The 22,135-nt window shown below is 56.9% G+C and carries 15 protein-coding genes; 10 read left to right on the top strand and 5 right to left on the bottom strand.

Features of this window, described 5'->3' with window-relative positions; translation table 11 throughout:
* The first annotated feature begins 354 nt into the window (after positions 1-354).
* The 5 genes from ACODR9_RS01560 (at position 355) to ACODR9_RS01540 (ending at position 8,433) form a co-directional block, all read left to right on the top strand.
* Positions 355-1,518: an efflux RND transporter periplasmic adaptor subunit gene (locus tag ACODR9_RS01560; RefSeq protein ID WP_488807245.1), complete on the top strand. Its 1,164-nt coding sequence runs from the start codon at positions 355-357 to the stop codon at positions 1,516-1,518.
* Between the two features lie 15 nt (positions 1,519-1,533).
* The gene (locus tag ACODR9_RS01555; RefSeq protein WP_488807244.1) at positions 1,534-4,677 is read left to right on the top strand and encodes an efflux RND transporter permease subunit; all 3,144 of its coding nucleotides are present in this window, start codon (positions 1,534-1,536) and stop codon (positions 4,675-4,677) included.
* Positions 4,677-6,125, top strand: a complete 1,449-nt coding sequence (locus ACODR9_RS01550; protein ID WP_488807243.1) for an efflux transporter outer membrane subunit — start codon at positions 4,677-4,679, stop codon at positions 6,123-6,125. Before ACODR9_RS01555 ends, ACODR9_RS01550 begins: the two co-directional genes overlap by 1 nt.
* Positions 6,126-6,225: 100 nt before the next feature.
* Complete coding sequence (locus ACODR9_RS01545; RefSeq protein ID WP_488807242.1) at positions 6,226-6,873, top strand: TetR family transcriptional regulator; 648 nt, start codon at positions 6,226-6,228, stop codon at positions 6,871-6,873.
* A 162-nt stretch (positions 6,874-7,035) separates the two neighbouring features.
* Positions 7,036-8,433, top strand: coding sequence for an EAL and HDOD domain-containing protein (locus tag ACODR9_RS01540; protein WP_488807241.1), 1,398 nt, complete (start codon positions 7,036-7,038; stop codon positions 8,431-8,433).
* Positions 8,434-8,487: 54 nt separating this feature from the next.
* Here ACODR9_RS01540 and ACODR9_RS01535 read toward each other — a convergent pair whose 3' ends face one another.
* On the bottom strand, positions 8,488-9,447 hold the full coding sequence (locus tag ACODR9_RS01535) for a tyrosine-type recombinase/integrase (protein WP_488807240.1): 960 nt from the start codon (positions 9,445-9,447) through the stop codon (positions 8,488-8,490).
* 648 nt (positions 9,448-10,095) lie between these two features.
* Between ACODR9_RS01535 and ACODR9_RS01530 the strand changes: the two genes are divergently transcribed.
* Together ACODR9_RS01530 and ACODR9_RS01525 are read left to right on the top strand one after the other, a co-directional pair.
* Entirely contained in the window at positions 10,096-10,218 is a 123-nt protein-coding gene (locus tag ACODR9_RS01530) for a hypothetical protein (RefSeq protein WP_488807239.1), read from the top strand.
* A 560-nt stretch (positions 10,219-10,778) separates the two neighbouring features.
* On the top strand, positions 10,779-11,831 hold the full coding sequence (locus ACODR9_RS01525; protein ID WP_488807238.1) for an NADP(H)-dependent aldo-keto reductase: 1,053 nt from the start codon (positions 10,779-10,781) through the stop codon (positions 11,829-11,831).
* Between the two features lie 60 nt (positions 11,832-11,891).
* Here ACODR9_RS01525 and ACODR9_RS01520 read toward each other — a convergent pair whose 3' ends face one another.
* Positions 11,892-12,146 (bottom strand): hypothetical protein, encoded by a 255-nt coding sequence (locus tag ACODR9_RS01520; RefSeq protein ID WP_488807237.1) that lies wholly within the window; start codon positions 12,144-12,146, stop codon positions 11,892-11,894.
* Positions 12,147-12,254: 108 nt separating this feature from the next.
* Positions 12,255-13,736 carry a DNA recombination protein RmuC gene (locus tag ACODR9_RS01515; protein WP_488807236.1) on the bottom strand — a complete coding sequence of 494 codons (1,482 nt, stop codon included), beginning with the start codon at positions 13,734-13,736 and terminating at the stop codon, positions 12,255-12,257.
* Between the two features lie 235 nt (positions 13,737-13,971).
* Between ACODR9_RS01515 and gdhA the strand changes: the two genes are divergently transcribed.
* A complete protein-coding gene (gene gdhA / locus ACODR9_RS01510) occupies positions 13,972-15,309 on the top strand; it encodes an NADP-specific glutamate dehydrogenase (RefSeq protein ID WP_488807283.1) in 1,338 nt (445 codons plus the stop codon).
* A 203-nt stretch (positions 15,310-15,512) separates the two neighbouring features.
* On the opposite strand, the gene recJ is transcribed toward gdhA, so the two are convergent.
* A complete protein-coding gene (recJ, locus tag ACODR9_RS01505) occupies positions 15,513-17,207 on the bottom strand; it encodes a single-stranded-DNA-specific exonuclease RecJ (protein WP_488807282.1) in 1,695 nt (564 codons plus the stop codon).
* 5 nt (positions 17,208-17,212) lie between these two features.
* Positions 17,213-18,235, bottom strand: coding sequence for a hypothetical protein (locus ACODR9_RS01500; RefSeq protein WP_488807235.1), 1,023 nt, complete (start codon positions 18,233-18,235; stop codon positions 17,213-17,215).
* A gap of 367 nt (positions 18,236-18,602) precedes the next feature.
* On the opposite strand from ACODR9_RS01500, the gene ACODR9_RS01495 reads away from it, so the two are divergent.
* On the top strand, positions 18,603-19,703 hold the full coding sequence (locus tag ACODR9_RS01495) for an anhydro-N-acetylmuramic acid kinase (RefSeq protein ID WP_488807234.1): 1,101 nt from the start codon (positions 18,603-18,605) through the stop codon (positions 19,701-19,703).
* Positions 19,704-19,796: 93 nt separating this feature from the next.
* Positions 19,797-22,097, top strand: coding sequence for a DNA translocase FtsK (locus ACODR9_RS01490; protein ID WP_488807233.1), 2,301 nt, complete (start codon positions 19,797-19,799; stop codon positions 22,095-22,097).
* The last annotated feature ends 38 nt before the right edge of the window (positions 22,098-22,135 follow it).

Here is a 22,135-nt window from a genome sequence, read left to right as displayed (position 1 = left end):
GTCTGTGCTGGCCGACTCACTGCCGTCTGACAATTTCATCTTATCGTCTGGATTTTTCTTGGCTAGTGCTGAGACGTAATTTCCACGAAAAATACTAAGTAAACTTACGTAGTGTGGTGGAAATGTCATTATTGTTAATATTTATTAATAGATAAGTTCATCATTCGATTAATTCTTACACATCGTTCCAGTACTTTTCGTAACACAGTTTCGATGTTGACTATGCTTTACCAGTCTTTACCGATAAAAAGTTAAGCATACAAGCGCGTATGTATTTAAAATAGCCATACTGCCCGATGAGCAGCCTTGCACTGGCTCAGCGCAGTTCCCATAAAATCAAGTTCTGGAATGTTTATGCACATCAAGCAAGCTTCACCCGCACTCAAGGCTGTTGCCGCTTTGCTCCTGACTGCCGCGCTGAGCAGTTGCGGCCAGTCGCAAAATGCCGCCATGCCGGCCGCTGGCCCCGCCAGTGTTGGCGTCTTGACCCTGCAACCACAAGACACGGTGATCAGCCGCGAGCTGCCGGCCCGCATTTCCGCCTTCACGATGGCCGAAATCCGCCCGCAAGTAGGCGGCATCATCCAGAAGCGCCTGTTTACCGAAGGCAGTGATGTCAAGGCCGGTCAGGTGCTGTACCAGATCAACCCCGATAGCTACCAGGCCGCCTATCAGTCGGCCCAGGCAAGCCAGGCCAAGGCAGAAGCCACGCTGACCTCCGCCGAGCTGAAAGCCAAGCGTTATGCGCAGCTGGCGGAGATCAAGGCCATCAGTAGCCAGGATAATGACGACGCCCGTGCATCGCTGCTGCAGGCGCGCGCTGATCTGGCGACCGCCAAGGCGGCAGTGGAAACTGCCCGTATCAATCTGGCCTACACCCGGATCACCGCACCGGTGAGCGGCCGCATTGGTAAATCCAGCGTCACCGCTGGTGCGCTGGTAACCGCCAGCCAGACCACTGCGCTGGCTACCGTGCAGCAATTGTCGACGGCCTATGTGGACATGACGCAGTCCAGTACTGACTTGCTTCATCTGCGCCGCGATTTTGCCAAGGGCGCCCTGCAGAACCAGCAAGGCAAGGCCAAGGTGAAACTGATTCTGGAAGATGGCAGCGAATACGCCAAGACTGGCGAACTGCAGTTCTCCGACATCACCGTGGATGCCACCACCGGCATGGTTACCCTGCGTGCCGTATTCGACAACCCCAATAGCGAGCTGCTGCCAGGCATGTTCGTACGTGCCCGTCTGGAGCAGGGTGTGCGCCATAACGCACTGCTGGTTCCCCAGCCTGCGGTCAGCCGCAACCAGAAAGGTGAGCCGGTTGTGATGGTGGTGGGGCAGGACAACAAGGTCCATGCCCGCATCATCAAGACCAGTCAAACCATCGGCGATAAGTGGCTGGTGGATGGCGGCCTGCAAAGCGGTGAGCGCATCGTGGTGGAAGGTTTGATGAAGGTGCAGGACGGGGCCACCGTCAAACCCGAAGCACTGAAGACCAACGCCTCTGCTGCCAAGTAAATCAGGAAAAGATTCATGTCCAAATTTTTTATCGACCGGCCAATCTTTGCCTGGGTGATCGCCATCGTGATCATGCTGGCAGGCTTACTGTCGATCCGCAGCCTGCCGATATCCCAGTATCCGGCCATTGCCCCGCCGCAGATCGCCATCAACGCCACTTATCCGGGCGCATCGGCCAAAACCGTTGAAGACAGTGTCACCCAGGTGATCGAGCAAAAAATGCAGGGTATCGACCACCTGCGTTACATGAACTCCACCAGTGATGACACTGGTGCGGTCACCATTACCATGACCTTCGACGCCGGCACCAATCCGGATACCGCGCAAGTCCAAGTGCAGAATAAGTTGCAATCTGCCATGGCCACCTTGCCTACCGTGGTGCAGCAGCAGGGCATCACCGTCACCAAATCGGCACGTAACTTCCTGATGGTGGTGGGTTTTGTGTCCGAAGACGGCAGCATGACCGGCACCGACCTGGGTGACTATGTATCCAGCAACCTGCAGGATTCGCTTAGCCGGGTAAATGGCGTGGGTGAAGTGACGCTGTTCGGTTCGCAATACGCCATGCGCGTATGGCTGGACCCGAACAAGCTCAACAGCTACCAGTTGACCGTTTCCGACGTATCTGCCGCCATTACTGCGCAGAATGCCCAGGTATCTGCCGGTCAATTGGGCGGCCTGCCGTCCAAGCCGGGTCAGCAGTTGAACGCTACCATCGTGGCGCAAACCCGCCTGTCCAGTGCCGAGCAGTTTGGCAAGATCCTGCTGAAGGTGAATACCGACGGCTCACGCGTATTGCTGAAAGACGTTGCCCGCATCGAACTGGGCGCGGAAACCTACCGCACCAAGGCCTTGTTCAATGGCAAGCCGGCTACCGGTGTGGCCATCAAGCTGGCCAGTGGTGCCAATGCACTGGATACCGCCCAGGCCGTACGCAACAAAGTGACCGAACTGTCCGCCTATTTCCCCAAGGGCGTAAAGGCGGTTTACCCGTACGACACCACCCCCTTCGTGAAGATTTCCATCGAAGAAGTGGTGAAGACGCTGGTGGAAGCCATCGGTCTGGTATTCGTGGTGATGTATGTCTTCCTGCAGAACTTCCGTGCCACGCTGATTCCCACCATTGCCGTTCCGGTTGTGCTGCTGGGTACCTTTGGTGTGATGGCAGCCACCGGTTTCTCCATCAATACGCTGACGATGTTTGGCCTGGTGCTGGCCATCGGTCTGTTGGTGGATGATGCCATCGTGGTGGTGGAAAACGTGGAGCGGGTGATGAGCGAGGAGGGCTTGCCACCACGCGAAGCCACCCGTAAATCCATGGGCCAGATTACCGGCGCGCTGATCGGCATTGCGCTGGTACTGGCAGCGGTATTTGTGCCGATGGCCTTCTTTGGTGGCTCCACTGGCGTCATTTACCGCCAGTTCTCCATTACCGTGGTGTCCTCCATGGCGCTGTCGGTGCTGGTGGCGCTGGTGCTGACACCGGCTTTGTGCGCCACCTTGCTCAAGCCTGTTGAAAAAGGCCATGACGTCGGTCACGAATACAGTGGCGTGTTTGGCTGGTTCAACCGCACCTTCGACCGCAACAACGAGCGCTACCAGAGCATCGTGTCGCGCATGTTGAACAAGACCTTCCGCTACATGGTGATCTACACCGGCATCATCATTGCCATGGCGGTACTGTTCATGCGCCTGCCCACCTCCTTCCTGCCGGAAGAAGACCAGGGCATCCTGTTTACCCAGGTGCAATTGCCGCCGGGGGCCACGCAGGAACGGACTGATGCGGCATTGCTGCAAGTGCAAAAGCACTTCCTGAACGACCCGGCAGTCAGCTCACTGTTTACCGTATCGGGCTTCGGCTTTGCCGGTAGCGGCCAGAACATGGGTCTGGGTTTTGTCCAGCTCAAGCCCTGGGATGAGCGCAATCGTCCTGACCTGACCGTGAAGGCGGTAGCCGGTCGTGCCATGGGTGCCTTCAGCCAGATTCGCGATGCGATGATCTTTGCCTTTGCACCGCCAGCCGTCATGGAGCTGGGTAATGCCTCCGGCTTCGACCTGCAGCTGCAGGACCGTGCCGGCCTGGGGCATGACAAGCTGATGGCTGCACGTAACCAGCTGCTGGGCATGGCAGGCAAGAACCCCAAGCTGGTGGGTGTGCGTCCCAATGGCCTGAGTGACAATCCGCAGTATCTGCTGGATGTGGATCATGAAAAGGCCAATGCGCTGGGGGTATCGGTTTCCGACATCAATACCACGCTGAGTACGGCCATCGGCTCCAGCTATGTCAATGACTTCATTGACCGTGGCCGGATCAAGAAGGTGTACCTGCAAGGCGATGCGCCATTCCGCATGTCGCCGGAAGACCTGGCCAACTGGTATGTCCGTAATGCCACGGGCACCATGGTGCCGTTCTCTGCCTTCGCCAGCTCGCATTGGGGCTTTGGTTCGCCGCGTCTGGAGCGTTACAACGGCCAATCGTCGGTGGAAATTCTTGGCACGCCCGCGCCCGGAGTCAGCACCGGTACCGCCATGGTTGAAATGGAAAACCTGATCAAGCAATTGCCGGCAGGCATTGGCTATGAATGGACCGGTCTGTCCTACGAAGAACGTCTGTCCGGTTCGCAGGCACCGGCGTTGTATGCCATCTCGCTGCTGATCGTGTTCCTCTGCCTGGCTGCGCTGTATGAAAGCTGGTCGATTCCGTTCTCGGTAATGATGGTGGTGCCGCTGGGTGTGATTGGTGCCTTGCTGGCAGCCAGCATGCGTGGCCTGACCAATGACGTGTACTTCCAGGTGGGCTTGCTGACCACGATTGGTCTGGCAGCCAAAAATGCCATCCTGATCGTGGAATTTGCCAAGGAGCAGCAAGAACATGGCAAGGAACTGATTGCGGCCACCATGGAAGCGGTGCGCATGCGTCTGCGCCCCATCCTGATGACCTCGCTGGCCTTCATCCTGGGCATTCTGCCGCTGGTGATCAGCCACGGCGCCGGCTCGGGCAGCCAGAACGCCATTGGTACCGGCGTGATGGGCGGCATGATCTCCGCCACCGTACTGGCGATTTTCCTGGTTCCGGTATTCTTCGTGGTTGTGCGCCGTCGTTTCCCGCCGAAAAAACTGGCGGACGACATGCATGGCATCAGCAAGGAAGGTCTGTAATGTCCCGACTCATCAAGATTTTTAGTCTGAGCGTACTGGCCAGTGCACTGGCTGGCTGCTCGCTGATTCCGGTGTACCAACAGCCGGCTTCTCCGGTGGCTGCGCAGTGGCCAACCGGGCCAGCCTATCAGGGGGTGCCGGCAGACAAAGCTGGCAGCTCCACGGCAGATCAACTGGCCTGGCAGCAATTTTTTACCGACCCGGCCATGCAAAAGCTGATTCGGCTGACGCTGGAAAACAACCGTGATCTGCGCGTGGCTGCCCTGAATATCGAAACTGCGCGTGCGCAGTACCAGATCACCAAGGCTGACCTGTTTCCATCCGTCAGCGCCAGCGGCAGCGGTACCAATCAGCGCGTATCGGCTAATTCCAGCACCACCGGCAGCGCTTACATCAGCCACAGCTACAGCGCAGGCATCGGTTTTAGCGCTTATGAGCTGGATGTGTTTGGCCGCTTGTCCAGCCTGAAACAACAGGCACTGGAAAATTACTTCTCGCTGGAAGAAACCCGCCGCAGCACGCAGATTTCTCTGGTGGCCGAAGTGGCCAATGCCTACCTGACGCTACTGGCAGACCGCCAGCACCTGAAGGTGTCGGACGAAACCGTCAAGTCGCAGCAGGCTTCCCTGGAACTCACCCGGCGCAAGCTGGAAGTGGGTGCTGCCACCGAGCTTGACCTGAGTGACGCAGAAACCACCGTGCAATCCGCGCTGTCCGATCAGGCCGGTTACCTCAGTCAGGTGGCGCAGGATGAAAATGCGCTCACCCTGCTGGTTGGCACCACGGTGCCGGATGACATACTGAAAGGCAGTGAACTATCGACACAGGGCAAGCTGGCGGATCTGCCAGCCGGTCTGCCTTCAACCTTGCTGCAACGCCGCCCGGACGTACAGGCTGCCGAGCACGACCTGAAAGCAGCCAATGCCAATATCGGTGCCGCGCGGGCCAAGTTTTTCCCCAGCATCAGCCTGACCGCCAGTGCAGGAGCCAGCTCCAGCAATCTGTCCGAGCTGTTCAAGGCCGGTAGCGGCACCTGGTCGTTCAGCCCATCCATCAACCTGCCCATCTTCAATGCCGGCAGCCTGAGTGCCAATCTTGATTCGGCCAAGGTGGCACGCGACATCACGGTGGCCAAGTACGAAAAGGCCGTCCAGACTGCCTTCCGCGAAGTTTCGGATGCCTTGGCCGTGCGTGGCACCGTTGGCACGCAACTGCGGGCGCAGCAGGCGCTGGTCAATTCCAGTCAGCGCAGCCTGCAGCTTTCCGAAGCGCGCTTCAAGGTAGGCGTCGACAGCTATCTGACCCTGCTGGTGGCGCAACGTACTTTGTACTCGGCCCAGCAAAATCTCATCAGCACCCAGCTGTCGCAGGCATCCAATCTGGTAACCCTGTACAAGGTGCTTGGTGGTGGTTGGCAGCCGCTGGAAGAGCGCAAGCAAGGCAGTTAAACCGCTAGAGGCCGGCAAGGTTGCACCGCGCGTGCAATAATGCCGGCCTACCTGAATGGCCGGGCAATGTACCCGGCCATCTTTTCGGATTGATGACACGATGGCACGCAAAACTAAAGAAGAAGCAGACAAGACGCGACACCTGTTGCTGGACGCCGCAGAACATTTGTTTTGGGAGCAGGGCGTCAGTAAAACTACGCTGGCTGGTATCGCCGAGCATGCAGGGCTCACCCGAGGTGCCATTTACTGGCATTTCGACAATAAGGCCGACCTGTTCAATGCCATGTGTGACCGCGCTTTTCCGCCATTCGAAGAAATGATGAAACTGCTGCTGGAAGAAGGGCACAGCCCAGGCCTCAGCCCGGCACAACGCCTGTGGCAACACAGTTGCGGCGTACTGCAACTGGTGACCACCACCCCGCGCATTGCCCGGGTTGTCGGCATCATCAACCTGCGCTGCGAGTATGTGGGCGAAATGCAGAACTCCCATCTGATGGACCGCACCTGGCTGATGGAAAAGCTGGGAAACCTGCAGGCCATTCTCGAACAAGCTGCCGAAATGGGGCAGGTGCGCCCCGGTCTGGATCTGCACTGTGCCTCGGGCTGCCTGCACTCGATGATTTGCGGCCTGGTTGACAGCTGGTTGCTCAGCCCGCAGGTGGTCAATCTGGAAAACGATGCCGAACGTCTGCTCACACCTTTCTTTGCGGGGGTTTTTGTTGAGCAGTGCTGGCTGCCTACAGTTTGAGCCGTATCAACAATACAGTCTGTCCGCTGTAAATAATCGCTTGCGGGCTGCCGATGCGATTGTCCGCCAGCTGCATTACTGACTACACTGTCATGATCAGGGCGTAGCTGTCTTTAGGGCCAGTTTGCAACCAGTACACGTCAGCAAGTCAGAGAGTGAAGCATGTTAAAAAAATTACTTGGCGGACTGCTCAGCCGGGGTGAGCAGGCAGCAGCTGTCGTGGACGCACCGGTGGCGCCCACGGTAGTTGATCACCACCGCTCCCACAACGCACCACTGAATCTGCCGCAGACCTTGGGTTTTGTTTCCCACCAGCCTATCCAGGATAAATCGCAACGTATTGTCGCTTACGAATTCACCGTCAAGGATAGCGTCAGCGGCAATCGAAACGCTGCCAATCGCCGCACCTTCGACCGCCTGCTGTTCAGCACACTGAAAAACATGAATATCTTTCGCCTGCTGACGTTTCGCCGGGCATTCATTCATGTTTCCCTGGCGTCGCTAGATGATTTGCTGGCGCAGAAATTACCCGCCGACAGCACCATTTATCAGCTGGATCTACTGGAAGGCGAACAACTGACTGAGGATTTGCTGCCGCAGCTGGATGCCTTGCGTGGCACGGGTTTGCGTTTTGCCGTAGAGCCGGCACGTTATGGCAGCAGCCCCACCGCGCTTGCACTGTATCAGCGCATGGATTATCTGGTGCTGGACTTTGCCGCAGCCAATACCCGGGCCTTATTCCCCCTGCTGGAACAATTACCTCAGCGTTATCCCCATATCCGCTGGCTAGCCCGCAATATCAATACCGCCGAAGAGCTAGCCCTATGCAGCCGAGGGCAGGACAGTGACCGCTTTGCCCTGTTTCATGGTTCCTATCTTTCCGTTGCACACAACAGGGTCAGCCAAAAAGAAGGGGCCAATCAGGGCCGGGTGCTGGAAATCATGCGTCTGTTGCGCGCCAATGCACCCACGACGGAGATAGAGGCGCAGTTCAAACTGGACTCGCTGCTGCTGTTCAAGTTGCTGCGCTTCGTCAACTCTCCGGTCAACGGCTTGTCACGCAAAATTCAGACCATCGAGGATGGCTTGATGTTGCTGGGGCGCAGTGCCTTGTTCAAATGGCTGTCGCTATTGCTGTTTACCTCGGAAAGCGAAAGTGGAGCTACGCTGACACTGCTGGAAAAGTCACTGATGCGGGCGCACTTCATGGAAGAACTGGGCACTATCCGGGGCAACAAGCTGGAAGCCGAGCATTTGTTTCTTACCGGTATGTTTTCTCTGCTGGGGGACTTGCTGAGCATGCCGCTGGCCGAAGCGCTGGAACCGCTTGATTTGCCCTTCATGATTTCCGATGCGCTGCTGTATAACAAAGGCCTGTTCGCCATGCCACTGCAACTGGCCCAGGCCTGCGAGCAGGACGATAACGACACCATCACCCGGCTGGCTGAAGCCATGACGGTGGATCTTGATCAGGTCAACAGCGTCTATATGGAAGCCGTTGTCTGGGCGCAGGAAATCCTTAGCGAGAGCGAAGTGCAAAGCGACGTTGCAAGCGTCTGACCCAGCCGCTTGCACCACCCAGGCCCGTCAGGGCCTTTTTCTTTTGCTGCAACCTCACTGGGCATCATCAAGGTTTTGGCGCGGCCCACGCCAGTTGACCGTGGCCTGATGCCGGTCGTCATCTTCGGTGTGCAGATAGCGACGCGTGGTTTCAATCTGGGCATGGCGCAGGTTCTGACTAACCGTCAGCAAGGGCAGGCCGGCTTCCAGCTGATGCGAAGCGGCGCTGTGGCGCAGCCAGTGTGTCGTAGCATATTCAAGATTGGCCGCAATCTGCAGGCGCATATCATTGCGGGCATCATCCGCCGCCGCCTTCATGGTGGCCTTGATGATTTTATGCAAGGATGCCGCACTGATCGGACTGAGCTTGCCGTAAACACTGCATACCAAGGGCGTGGTTTCGCCAGGAGAGGGCAGGGGAGACAGCCCCAGAAAACGGCGATAGCGCTGAACAGCCTCCAGCAACGCTTGCGGCACCGGCACCAGACCTTCTTTCTCCCCCTTGCCCATTACCCGAAACCACCAGTTACCACGAATCAGCTTGATGTCAGCCATGCGCGCTGCCGGAATCTCACGCAAGCGCGCTGCCGTATAGTAATACAGCGAAACAATCCACAAGGCCCGCTCGGCATGCTGCTTTTCGCGCACCGTTTCTGCCGGCAAGGATTCCAGCCACCAGAACAGATAGTCGATTGTGTCTTTTTCCAGCAGGCGCTCGTCATGGATAGCACGAGCGGTCGCAGAACGTCCGCGCTTGAGTGCAAAAGGATTGCGACTTAGATAACCAGCCTCAACCAGATAATTGAACAGATTAGACAAAATAACGTGCGCCTGGGCGCAGGAGGATTCGGCCAGACCATGTTTTCCGGCAGACCATTTGGCAAAAGGCTTCCACTCTGGATGCTGGCGCGGCCTGGTTGGCCCGCACCAGCCTATGTCCGGGTTGCGCAGAAACAAGCCATATTCCAGCACATCATCCCGGTTGATATCCGACAGGTTTTTGCCACGCTTCATTGCTGACCATAACAGGAAACGCTCGGCCTCCTTGCGATAGGAATCTAGCGTACGAGGGCGGTCACGATACTCTTTTAACCAAGTCCGCACAGCTTCGACATCTGAATCTGCATCAATCAGACAATGACCATGCTGACGATTCCAGCCGTTGGCCGCTGGATTCCGTTGCAAGTCTAAAGCGGCAACATCCGCATCTTCAGGGAAAAACGTCAGGGTAGGGAAACTCACAGCCAGACTCCACAAAGCGTAGCCGGAACGCCGCAAGAAGCAGCATATTCATCAATAATCATTTAAATAAATGTCAACATTATGTGGATAATGATGAATTATAACGCCAAAAATCCACCGCCTGCCGTATTTCAGGAACCTTACCCATCCCACATGATCATTTAATTGAAACGACAAACAAGGCTAGCGAAGAGGGTAGACGCCAGCCATCTCAATCCATCAAGGTCAGACCAGAACATGCATTCAGCTTGGCTATTTTTTCTCCTCATCATCGCAGTGTGGTTTCTGCTTTATCTGGTGACAACACGGCGCAAGCAAGGACAAGCAAGGACAACGCGGCCAGCCGGAAAATTTGCAGCAGCCCGCTTATTCGCCAAATCATCAGTTTCGCCAGGCTTCAGCGGCCTCGTCAGAGCATGCATGGGCGACTCCGCTCGCGCTACGCGGCTGGTACAGTTTGTACAGCGCAAGAATCCAGGGCTTTCCTACCGTCAGGCCGTGTCCGCCGCCATGGAGCGCTTGTCGGCAGATCGTTCACGGTAATCCTGGTGTCACCGCTTGGGCGACAAGGAAAAGCCGCACGCTGCCGAGCTGATCAGTACTAGTATGAGCTGCAGCCGGCACGCATTAAATCGTCGTGCGCATCGCTTGATCTGTGTAGCAATCCTTGCTCTTTGTCGCCATTTCTTAGCCTGGCATTTAGCAGATCTCGCTTAGCTCGTAAGGTGTTGTAGTTAAGAAGCTAGTTCTGTTTACTATGCACTTAAGTACTGCGGCATGACTGGACGTAGCTGAAACGATAAGGATTACTGCAGTAATTTTCTTCATGATTTATCTCGGAAAATGTTGTTAACCATCAGTCCGAATCGGGCTTGTCTATCGAGGTTATCACGGTAGAAATCTCGTTCCATCGTCAGGCGTTCAATCGGGGACTGGCGTTACGCCAGTTTCCCATTTCTCCTTCCTATATTTGACATAATATATATTATGCGAACCACAGTAAGCACTACCCATGCTTTACTTATGGCGAGATATGGCTTCTCAGTTATCGTTCGTATCAGTACCATGTACTACCCCATCCACCGCATTGAAAGACAAGAATCATGCAATATCGCAAGCTGGGCGACACTGATGTGTCGGTGAGCGTGATTGCCCTGGGCACCATGACCTGGGGGGAACAGAATACCGAGGCGGAAGCCCATAGCCAGATTGACCTTGCTCTTGAGCATGGCGTGAATTTACTGGATGCTGCCGAGATGTATCCGGTGCCGCCTCGTCCGGAAACCCAGGGGCTGACTGAGTCCTATATTGGCAGCTGGTTGAAGAAAACGGGCCAGCGCGACCGTATTGTTCTTGCCAGCAAGATTGTTGGCCCGGCCACCGACCCGAAGCGCCCCAGCCATTTTCGTGATGGGAAACCACATTTTGACCGCAAGAATCTGACACAGGCATTGAATGACAGCCTGCAACGCTTACAGACGGATTATCTTGATCTTTACCAGCTCCACTGGCCGGATCGCACGGCCAACACGTTTGGCACACTGGGTTTCCCCTGGCAGGATGATCCGGTAGGCAGTACGCCCATCGAGGAAACGCTGTCCATTCTTAAAGATTTCATCACGGCAGGTAAAATCCGCGCTATTGGTCTGTCCAATGAAACGCCGTGGGGTGTGGCACAGTTTCTCAAAGCATCCGAGAACCTGGGTTTGCCAAGGGTTGTCAGCATCCAGAACCCATACAGCCTGCTGAACCGTCTGTATGAGGTTGGTCTGTCCGAATTCAGTCGCCGTGAAAATGTAGGCTTGCTGGCCTATTCGCCACTGGCGTTTGGCGTATTGAGCGGTAAATACCTGGATGGTCAGCGCCCTGCTGCCGCTCGCCTGACCTTGTTTGAACGCTTTAGCCGCTACAGCAGCGAAGCAGCTGAAACCGCCACCCGGGCCTATGTTGATCTGGCGCGCAATCATGGCTTAAGTCCGGCGCAACTGGCGCTGGCCTTTGTCAATAGCCGCCCTTTCGTGACCAGCAACATCATTGGCGCAACCACCCTGGCCCAGCTACAGGAAAATCTGGACAGTATTCATGTCCAGCTGGATGAAACCATCCTCCATCAGCTGGAAGCCATTCACGCACGTATTCCAAACCCCTGCCCTTGATCTGTCAGCATAAAAAAAGCCCTGAACCATCAGGGCTTTTTTACATATCAAGCAGATCGATCAGGCGATGTCTTTTTCACGCTGGTACATGGCATAGCTGAAAATCGGCCAGCCGGAAGCCAGTGCCTGTTCCAGCGTCAGCTGTTGCGGCTGCCAGTGTTCTGGCTGCTCGTCGTCAAACTCACCAAATACGTCGTACAGCGTGGCAGACAGCACATCATCCAGCTCGTCGGCAGATTTCATTTCCACCACGATGAAGTCGTACATTTTTTCCCATTCGCTGGAATTGCGCATCGGAATCTTGAAGAACACCATACTGATACTCCTGTTTGCTATGCAGGCCGCAAGGCTGCGGCCATGCTTCATGTTTTACCGGCGCTATCTTAACCATTTGGCAGAAATACTTCACCCCCCGGTCACGCTTCAGACATCACCACCCTCTTCTGCTTCGTCAGTCAGCAAATGTGCCGGCAGTTGCTTGCCGTGTTTGATACCCATCTTGCGTAAGCGTTCGGCACTGGACAATAAATTACCGCGTCCGCTGGAGAGCTGGCGCATGGCATCACCAAAAACATCGCGCGTGCTGTCCAACTGCTTGCCCAGCTTTTCCATATTGCCGACGAAGCCCGCCAGCTTGTCGTACATGGCACCACTCTGGCGGGCAATTTCCTGTGCATTTTGATTCTGGTATTCGTAGCGCCAGATGCTGGCTACCGTGCGTAAGGTGGCCAGCAAGGTGGAAGGGCCAACTATCATGATGCGACGTTCGAAAGCCTCGTTGAACAGGCTCATATCATGCTGCACGGCAAGCAGATAAGCAGGCTCAACCGGGATGAACATGAATACGAAATCCACGGTATTGAGACGATACAGGTCCTGGTAGCGCTTTTCAGACAGGCTGCGGATGTGCTGACGGATGGCCGCCACATGCGCCTTGAGCGCCTGCTCGCGCGCAACGTCATCAATGGCACCCACATGCCGCACATAGGCATTCAGGCTGACTTTGGAGTCAACCACCAGTTGTTTGCCTTCGGGTAGATCAATCACCACATCAGGCTGATAGCGTTTGATACCGTCTTCGGTTTCCAATACATCGGACACCTGTACCCGGTATTCCCTATCTCGCGTCAGGCCGGAGGTTTCCAGTACCTTTTCCAACACCATTTCACCCCAGCCGCCCTGGGTTTTGCTGCTGGCACCGGTCAAGGCCTGCGTCAGAGCAACGGCATCCTGATTCAGCCGGGTATTCATTTCCTGCAGTCGGCGTAATTCCTGCTCCAGCGTCAGTCGTTCTTTTGAGTCCTTGTCGTAGGTGTCTTGCACCAGCTTGCCGAAGCCTTGAATCCGCTCATGCAGCGGCCCCAGCATGGCACCGATATTTTGCTGGTTCTGCTCGGTAAATTTTTTGGATTTTTCTTCCAGAATATCGCTGGCCAGTGCCTTGAACTGGTTTCCCAGGGCTTCCCGTGCCTCGCTGAGCAGAGTCAGTTTTTCCGCCGACTGCTGCCGCTCCATCTGCAACAGGGTTTGCAGTTCTTGCTCGCGCCCGCTTAATCGCATCAGTTCTGCAGCCTGCTGCTGCAATTGCTGAACCTGTTGCTGCATGTCGACACGCAACTGTTCCAGTTGGCGCGACTGCTCCTGACGGCTGGCCCAGTGTGCAGCAGTTTGCTGCTGTGACTCGGCCAACTGCTGGCGCAGGCTGGAAATTTCCTGTTGCTGCTGATGTTCACGCTGGTGCAGCGCTAGCAGCTTCTCCTGCAACGCATCCAGCCGCGCCTGCAATCCGGCTTCTTGCTGCACGCTTTGCTGGGTATGTTGCATGTACTGCCGCTGTGCCCGGTAGTGCGCCAGCAAATAGCATGCGGCACCGCTGAGCAGGATGGCTACGGCCAGTTCAATCATGATTATCTGCACCCGGGGTAAGCAATTTTCCGAGGATAGTCGAGATTTTTGAAATTGTACATATTCATAAGGACTTATTACCTCTTCGTATCCCCAATGAGTAAAACATGCGGTGAAATTTCATCATCCCCATTGGTAAATTCCGATTTTTTTCATCCCGCCCAGTCTGGCGACTGCATGCCTGCTGTTGCTGGCTACACTCATGCCTCCATCGACCACGCACAAAGATACCGCCATGTTCGACATGTCACTCTTGCTTGATCAAGTTCAGCAGCGTAACCCCGGCCAAGCTGAGTATCTGCAGGCAGTTACCGAAGTATTCGACAGCCTCACCCCTTTTTTGCAACAGCACCCCCACTATACCGGGCAAGCCTTGCTGGAAAGGCTGGTGGAGCCAGAACGCATCATCATGTTTCGCATCTGCTGGACAGACGATCACGGGCGAGTCCAGGTGAATCGCGGCTACCGGATTCAGCACAGCATGGCCATTGGCCCTTACAAGGGCGGCATCCGTTTTCACCCATCAGTCAATCTGTCGGTGCTGAAGTTTCTTGCCTTTGAACAGACGCTGAAAAACGCACTCACCACCTTGCCAATGGGTGGTGCCAAGGGCGGTGCCGATTTTGATCCCAAGGGCAAGAGTCCCGGCGAGGTCATGCGCTTCTGTCAGGCATTTGCATGCGAGTTGCAGCGCCATATTGGTTCCGATACCGATATCCCTGCGGGCGATATCGGCGTTGGCGCTCGTGAAGTGGGCTATATGGCCGGCATGGTGAAGAAACTGGGCAATCGGGCAGACTGTGTCTTTACCGGCAAGGGCTTGAGCTTTGGCGGATCACTGATGCGTCCGGAAGCAACCGGGTTTGGCACCGTCTATTTTGCTCAGGAAATGCTGAAAACCCGTGGGATGTCGCTGGAAGGCATGCGTGTTAGCGTGTCAGGCTCTGGCAATGTGGCGCAATACGCCATTGCCAAGGCCATGGAGCTGGGTGCCAAAGTACTGACCGCATCAGATTCCAGCGGCACGGTACTCGATGAACAAGGCTTTACCCCGGCCAAGCTGGCGGAGTTGATGGATGTAAAGAATCGCCATTACGGCCGCATCAGCGATTACGCTGCGCGGCTTGGTCTGCCCTTTTTGCGCGGCATGCGGCCATGGCAAGTGCCGGTGGAGGTTGCCCTGCCCTGCGCCACCCAGAATGAGCTGGACGAAAACGATGCGCGCCAGCTGATTGCCAACGGGCTGTGCTGCGTGGCGGAAGGTGCCAACATGCCTTCCACGCTGCAGGCGGTTCAACTGTTTGAACACGCTGGCATCCTGTATGCGCCCGGCAAGGCCAGCAATGCAGGCGGCGTGGCGACATCGGGCCTGGAAATGAGCCAGAACGCAGCGCGACTGAGCTGGAGCCATGGCGAAGTGGATGCCCGGCTGCATGCCATCATGCAGGGCATCCATCACGCCTGCGTAAGCTACGGGCGCATGGAGGACGGGCGTATCAGCTATGTGCGCGGGGCCAATATTGCAGGTTTTGTCAAAGTGGCTGATGCCATGCTGGCGCAAGGACTGATATGACAGCACAAGCCAGCATGGGGCGTGCCCTTGTGCTGGCTTGTGACAAGAATCGGCTGGCAAACATCCTCTCCCACCACTCATTCGGGAGAGGATGCACGCGTCGATGGCAGGCTGGCTGAGCCTGCCCTCTTCGGCCGGCCAGTCATTTTCAGGTATAAAATCAGCCAGTTATCCACCTGTCACTGTACAACACGCCCGTTGCGTCACTCCACGGCCGACCAGTGCTGCAGATAGATCTGCAGCTCCTTACGGCCCTGCCACTCATTGGCAACCAACTGGTAGACCGCATTGATATTGTCGGGCAACCAATCCACCTGATTGAACAGCATGGCGTCAAACTCCTGGCCTTGCTTGGCAATGCGCAGCTTCAGATGCTTGTCTCCCACCACTCGCTGACTCATCACCGCGAAACGGTCATGGAAGTACGGTACCGGAAAGCCCTGTCCCCACACCTCGGCCGCCAGTTCTTCGGCAAATGGCAAATGCAGATCCCTGGCATCCAGCCCGCCATCGGTTTCGATGGTGCGCGTCAGCTGGTTTTCATCCAGCAGCTCGCGCCCTACCTGCTCGAATGCCTGTTGGAATTCAGCAAAGCGGGCTGCGGATATAGTTAGCCCTGCGGCCATGGCGTGGCCGCCAAACTTCAGTATCAGGCCGGGGTGGCGCTTGAACACCAGATCCAGCGCATCCCGCAGATGAAATCCGGGAATCGAGCGGCCAGAGCCTTTGATCTCACCCTCATCGCCCGGGGCAAATACGATGGAAGGCCGGTGAAAGCGTTCCTTCAATCTGGAAGCAACAATACCGACTACGCCCTGATGCCAGTCATCCCGAAACAAGGCCAGGGTGTAGCAATCCGCCGGATCGATGCTGGAAAGTACCGCCAGCGCCTCATCTTGCATGCCGTGCTCGATAACGCGCCGCTCCCGGTTCAGCCGATCCAGCTCCTGCGCCAGCGCCATGGCCTGGCCCTCATCACCAGATAGCAGGCAGGCAATGCCCAGGCTCATATCATCCAGCCGCCCGGCTGCGTTCAGCCGTGGCCCCAGGGTAAAACCCAGATCAAAAGCATTGGCTTTGTAATGTGCCCGCCCAGCAATGCGGAATAACGCTGCAATACCCGGTGCCATGCGGCCTGCCCGCATCCGGCGCAGGCCGTTTTCCACCAGAATGCGGTTGTTCTGATCCAGCCGAACCACATCGGCTACCGTGCCAAGTGCTACGTAGTCCAGCAACTCGCCCAGATTGGGTTCGGTCTTGCCCACATAGATGCCGCGCTGACGCTGCTCCGCACGCAAGGCCAACAATACATAAAACATGACCCCGACACCGGCCAGATTCTTTGATGGGAAACTGCAGCCCGGCTGGTTCGGGTTGACGATCAGCGCCTGCGGCAATACATCACCAGGCAAGTGGTGGTCGGTAATCAATACCTCGATGCCCAGCGCGCGGGCACGCTCCACGCCAGCCACGCTGGCAATACCGTTATCCACCGTGACGATGATGTCCGGCTTGCTGTGCGCCGCCAGATCGACAATTTCCGGGGTCAGGCCATAGCCGTACTCGAAACGGTTGGGGACGATGAAGTCTACCTTTCCGCCCAGCATGGACAGCCCCTTCACCGCTACTGTGCAGGCGGTGGCTCCGTCGGCATCGTAATCCGCTACCACCAGCATGCGCTGACCGGCAGCAATGGCATCCGCCAGCCGGTGGGCCATGGCCGCGATATTTTTCATATCGTGGTATGGCAGCAAGGCCTTGAGGCCGTAGTCCAGCTCATCACAGCCGGTAATGCCACGGGCGGCATACAGGCGGGCCATCAGCGGACTCATGCCCTGTGCCAGCAGCGTGGAATGGCAATCGGCGGGAACGCTGCGGGTAACAATGCGCGACATAATCACTTTCAGTACAGGGCAGCTGGCGACTGTGGCCGCTGCCAGAATTTCCACAAATCCTTGCGGCTGATGCTGACATCCATACCGGCTGGGCCATGACTCACCAGGCGCAGGCTGCTGAGCTGCCCCTGTTTCAACGCCTGCAATAATGGCGCAAACCAGTCGTTTTCCATACGCTGCAATTGCTCGCGCCATCCCCAGGCATCACGATACTGGGCTGCAGCCAGCAAGCTGTCCTGCACCAGCAGGACATGGTTGGCAGCGGCATGCGCGCCAATCTGCTCCAGCAGGCCGGCACAATCATAGGGGGCGGTATCTGCGGACACGCCAACGGCGGCGGCCTGCTGTCTGAGCAGTTCGTCATCGGCAAGCAGCAGATCAGGGCGCGGTACATTGGCCGGTGCAAGCGCAGGCTCGCCCTCGCCCCACAGCCACACGCTGTTGACTGAAAGTTCGCCACGCAGCTCGCGCGCATCATTTACTGCGTGGATATATAGCAGCATCTGCATTTCATTCAGCAGCTTATTCCAGTGCAAACCATGTGCACCGGCGGGCAGGTGCTCGTTGACATTTTCTCCTACCGCATCTGCCAGTGGGGTAAACACCGCGCCGGCCGCAGCGGAAAGTTGCAACAGCCAGCGGCCTGGCTGCAGGGCATGAAACCGCAGACCATCTTCAGCAAAGTGCTGATTGAGGCTGGCGGTCAGGGCATCGGCCTCATCCTGCGCAATGCGCATAACGCCTACGTCTGCCAGCAAGGCACGGTCACGATCGATACGGACATGAACCGGATCGGCCAATAGCCAATGGCCTGCAGGCAGACCAGCGGCCACTGCATAGGCCGCTGCGACACCACTGCCGTGCAAGCCAAGCGCTTGCTGGCACATGGCCGTTAGTGTCGGAGTCTGGCGCAGCATGTGGCCACGCCCCAGCAATATGGAAAGGGCAGGCAAGGCCAGGCCGCGACAAACTTCAGCCCCGTCGTGGGCATCCAGCCAGCTTAGGCCGGGCAACAGCAAGGTCAGCTTCATTGAGTGAAAGTCAAACAGGCAAGGAGCCGACGGTTATATCAGCACCTTGATTGAAAAGTTCGGCTGGCGGAACTTATGACAATGCCCCTCGGCCCAAGCTGGCCGGTTTACTGTCAGTTTCCACCAACCCTGTATCTTCCGATGCCGCCGCTGGCATGCATCGCGGGATGAATTATCGCAAACTGCCGCCCTTACCGCAAAATTGCCCTCGCCAGTAGCCTCACCATCAATGCAAGATGACTATGGCAAGATCATTGCATACGCCATAATACAAAGCTGAGCATGCTTTGCTGCCGCCGAAACTGGCGCTGCCGTGTGGTTTGCTGACAAAAATTGCCCAACCGGATTCATGAAAAGACGTACAAAAATGACGGAACGCTATATCGGATTGATGTCGGGAACCAGCCTGGATGGCGTGGATGCCGTCTTGCTGGCGATGGATGAGCAGGGTCGACCACATGTTGAAGCAGACAGTTTTCTACCCTTTCCTTCCAGCATCCGGCAGCAAGTGCTGGCACTGCAAACGGTAGACAACAACGAGTTGGACCGCGCAGCACAACTGGGCAATGCGCTGGCCCGGCGTTACGCCGAGGTGGTTGCCCAGTTACTGGCCCGCAGCGCCTTGCCGACATCCGCCATCAAGGCCATCGGTTGCCACGGCCAAACGATCAGACATGCCCCGCATGCCGGTTACACCTTGCAGATTGGCAACCATGCGCTGCTGGCCGAACTTTGTGGCATCGACGTTGTTGCCGACTTCCGCAGTCGTGACGTGGCTGCGGGCGGGCACGGTGCGCCCCTGGTTCCTGCGTTTCATCAGGATATCTTCGCCAGCGACGGCGAAAACCGCGTCATCCTGAATATCGGCGGCATCAGCAACCTTACCCGCTTGGCCAAGGACTTGCCGGTAAGTGGTTTTGATTGCGGGCCGGGCAATATGTTGTTGGATGCCTGGTGTCAGCACCATACCGGGGCTGCCTATGATGCCAATGGTGACTGGGCAGCGGGTGGCCAGCTGCATCCAGCACTACTGCAGCAAATGCTGGCGGATGACTACTTCCAGCAGCAGCCCCCCAAGAGCACGGGACGTGATCTGTTCAGCATGACGTGGCTTCAGCAGCAGTTGGCGGCGCAGCCTGCGATAGCGCCACGTGATGTACAGCACACCCTGTTGCAACTTACCGCCCACAGCATTGCCCTTGATATCCAGCGCCACTGCCCAGGCACCGCCAGCGTCTATGTGTGTGGTGGTGGTGCGATGAATCTGGCGCTGATGCAGGCACTACAACAACAAATGCCAGGTATTGCCATCCGCAGCACGGCAGAGCTTGGCCTGCCGGTCAATCAGGTTGAAGCCGCCGCCTTTGCCTGGCTGGCCTGGCGCTTTTGCCATCGACTACCTGCCAACCTGCCAGAAGTTACCGGTGCATCCGGACGCAGAGTCCTGGGAGCCCTATACCCGGCCTGACGCTGGGCAGCAAAGTGCTACAGACAACTGCCAACACGCCAAGCCGCCTTGTCAGGCTATAATCACCCACTGTCATAGCCCATAACGAGAAAAATGCGACTTTTCAAAAGAAAGGCCGTTGTCAAAAACAGTCAAACGCCATTGCCACCCAAGCTTGCCAGCCTGCTGCGCGAGGCATGGTGGCTGCTGATGGCGGTGGCTGCGGTCTACCTGGTGCTGGTACTGGCCAGCTACTCTGCACAAGACCCCTCCTGGTCCCACAGCTCTTCCGACCCCACCGTGCGCAATTACGGTGGTGCTTTTGGTGCCTGGCTGTCGGACATGCTGCTCTATATTTTCGGCCTGTCCGCCTGGTGGTTGGTGGTGTTTTGCCTGGTTGCCATCGCCTGGGGCTACCGCCGCATGGAAACGCTGGGTTTCCGACTCAATCCGATGACGCTGGCGGCCATGGGTGGCTTCTTCCTGCTGCTGCTGTCCAGCTCCAGCGTGGAAGGTATCGTACTTTCCGGCAAGCAGTTGAACCTGCCGCTGGCACCGGGCGGCATGCTGGGGCACTGGCTGGGCAAGGCGCTGGGCCATGGCCTGGGGCAATCGGGTGCCTATTTGCTGCTATCGGTTACCGGGGCAATCGGGTTTTCGCTGTTTACCGGCCTGTCTTGGCTGGACATCATGGAAAAAATTGGCGGCACGCTGGAAGATGGTGTGCTGAAACTGTGGCATAGCTGGCAAGCGCGCAAGGACAGGGAAATCGGCCGTGAAACCGCCCAGCAGCGCGAGGCCAAGGTCAGTACGGAAAAGAAAAAGCAAGAAGACAAGACGCCGGTACGCATAGAAGCCACGCTCAGCGAGGTTCCCTTGTCTCCCAAGGCACAAAAACCGGTACAGCAATCGCTGTTTGCCGACCCCGCCAGTGGCGAACTGCCTGGCCTGAGCCTGCTGGAAACTCCCAAGGACCAGCACGAACCGGTGTCTGCTGAAACAGTGGAATACACCTCGCGCCTGATCGAACGCAAACTGGCTGACTTCGGAGTTGATGTGAAAGTGATTGCCGCCTACCCAGGCCCGGTGATTACCCGCTACGAAATCGAACCCGCCGTCGGCGTCAAAGGCGCGCAAATCGTCAACCTGATGAAGGATCTGGCGCGCGCGTTGTCACTGGTATCGGTGCGCGTGGTGGAAACCATCCCCGGCAAAACCTATATGGGCTTGGAATTGCCCAATCCGAAACGCCAGATTGTGCGTCTGTCGGAAATCATCGGCTCGGATGGCTATCAGAACATGAGCTCGCGATTAGCCATTGCCGTGGGCAAGGATATTGCCGGTCAGCCCGTTACGGTGGATCTGGGGAAAATGCCGCACGTGCTGGTGGCGGGCACCACGGGCTCTGGCAAATCAGTGGCCATCAATGCCATGATCCTGTCCTTGCTGTATAAATCCACGGCACGGGAAGTCCGTCTGATCATGGTAGACCCCAAGATGCTGGAACTGTCGGTATACGAAGGCATTCCGCATCTGCTGGCCCCGGTGGTCACCGACATGAAGCAGGCTGCCAATGCGCTCAACTGGTGCGTGGGCGAGATGGAACGCCGCTATAAACTGATGTCCAAGCTGGGCGTGCGCAATCTGGCTGGTTACAACCAGAAGATCAAGGACGGCGAAAAGGCTGGCGAAAAAATTCCCAATCCATTCAGCCTGACCCCGGAAACACCAGAGCCGCTGGACACCCTGCCCTTGATTGTGGTGGTAATCGACGAATTGGCCGACCTGATGATGGTGGCTGGCAAAAAAATTGAAGAGCTGATTGCCCGGCTAGCGCAGAAAGCCCGCGCCGCCGGCATTCACCTGATTCTGGCCACGCAGCGCCCGTCGGTGGATGTGATTACCGGCCTGATCAAGGCCAACATCCCAACGCGGATTGCATTCCAGGTTTCCAGCAAGATCGACAGCCGCACCATTCTCGACCAAATGGGCGCTGAGGCCTTGCTGGGGCAAGGTGACATGCTTTATCTTCCGCCAGGCTCCGGCTACCCCAATCGGGTACATGGCGCCTTTGTCGCCGACGATGAAGTCCATCATGTGGTGGAGTTCCTCAAGGCCAGTGGTGAACCCGACTACATCGAAGGCATTCTCACCGGCCAGGCTGAAGCTGACGACAGCAGCACTGCAGCCGCAGGCGAGGCCGATGCCGGCAGCGAAGCCGACCCGCTGTATGACGAAGCCGTCGCCATTGTGGTGAAAACCCGCAAGGCATCCATCTCCTCCGTACAGCGGCACTTGCGCATCGGTTACAACCGCGCCGCACGGCTGATCGAGCAGATGGAAACCGCAGGCTTGGTTTCCGCCATGGAAACCAATGGCAACCGAACCGTACTCATCCCCGCCCGGGACGAGTAAAACGGCCAGCCCGGTACATCATCAAAAATCACATCATG

The sequence above is a fragment of the Aquitalea sp. FG25 genome (genome assembly GCF_057809375.1).
The sequence above is the reverse complement of the archived record's forward strand: the minus strand, read 5'-3'. Positions and strand labels throughout refer to the sequence as shown.

What these genes read in the sequence shown, in the direction of transcription:
- ACODR9_RS01530 (WP_488807239.1), top strand. Translation starts at nt 10,096, where the DNA reads ATGGGCGACTCCGCTCGCGCTACGCGGCTGGTACAGTTTGTACAGCGC.
- ACODR9_RS01490 (WP_488807233.1), top strand. Translation starts at nt 19,797, where the DNA reads ATGCGACTTTTCAAAAGAAAGGCCGTTGTCAAAAACAGTCAAACGCCA.
- ACODR9_RS01550 (WP_488807243.1), top strand. Translation starts at nt 4,677, where the DNA reads ATGTCCCGACTCATCAAGATTTTTAGTCTGAGCGTACTGGCCAGTGCA.
- gdhA (WP_488807283.1), top strand. Translation starts at nt 13,972, where the DNA reads ATGTTCGACATGTCACTCTTGCTTGATCAAGTTCAGCAGCGTAACCCC.
- ACODR9_RS01525 (WP_488807238.1), top strand. Translation starts at nt 10,779, where the DNA reads ATGCAATATCGCAAGCTGGGCGACACTGATGTGTCGGTGAGCGTGATT.
- ACODR9_RS01500 (WP_488807235.1), bottom strand. Translation starts at nt 18,235, where the DNA reads ATGAAGCTGACCTTGCTGTTGCCCGGCCTAAGCTGGCTGGATGCCCAC.
- ACODR9_RS01495 (WP_488807234.1), top strand. Translation starts at nt 18,603, where the DNA reads ATGACGGAACGCTATATCGGATTGATGTCGGGAACCAGCCTGGATGGC.
- ACODR9_RS01540 (WP_488807241.1), top strand. Translation starts at nt 7,036, where the DNA reads ATGTTAAAAAAATTACTTGGCGGACTGCTCAGCCGGGGTGAGCAGGCA.
- ACODR9_RS01560 (WP_488807245.1), top strand. Translation starts at nt 355, where the DNA reads ATGCACATCAAGCAAGCTTCACCCGCACTCAAGGCTGTTGCCGCTTTG.
- ACODR9_RS01535 (WP_488807240.1), bottom strand. Translation starts at nt 9,447, where the DNA reads ATGAAGCGTGGCAAAAACCTGTCGGATATCAACCGGGATGATGTGCTG.
- ACODR9_RS01520 (WP_488807237.1), bottom strand. Translation starts at nt 12,146, where the DNA reads ATGGTGTTCTTCAAGATTCCGATGCGCAATTCCAGCGAATGGGAAAAA.
- ACODR9_RS01515 (WP_488807236.1), bottom strand. Translation starts at nt 13,736, where the DNA reads ATGATTGAACTGGCCGTAGCCATCCTGCTCAGCGGTGCCGCATGCTAT.
- ACODR9_RS01545 (WP_488807242.1), top strand. Translation starts at nt 6,226, where the DNA reads ATGGCACGCAAAACTAAAGAAGAAGCAGACAAGACGCGACACCTGTTG.
- ACODR9_RS01555 (WP_488807244.1), top strand. Translation starts at nt 1,534, where the DNA reads ATGTCCAAATTTTTTATCGACCGGCCAATCTTTGCCTGGGTGATCGCC.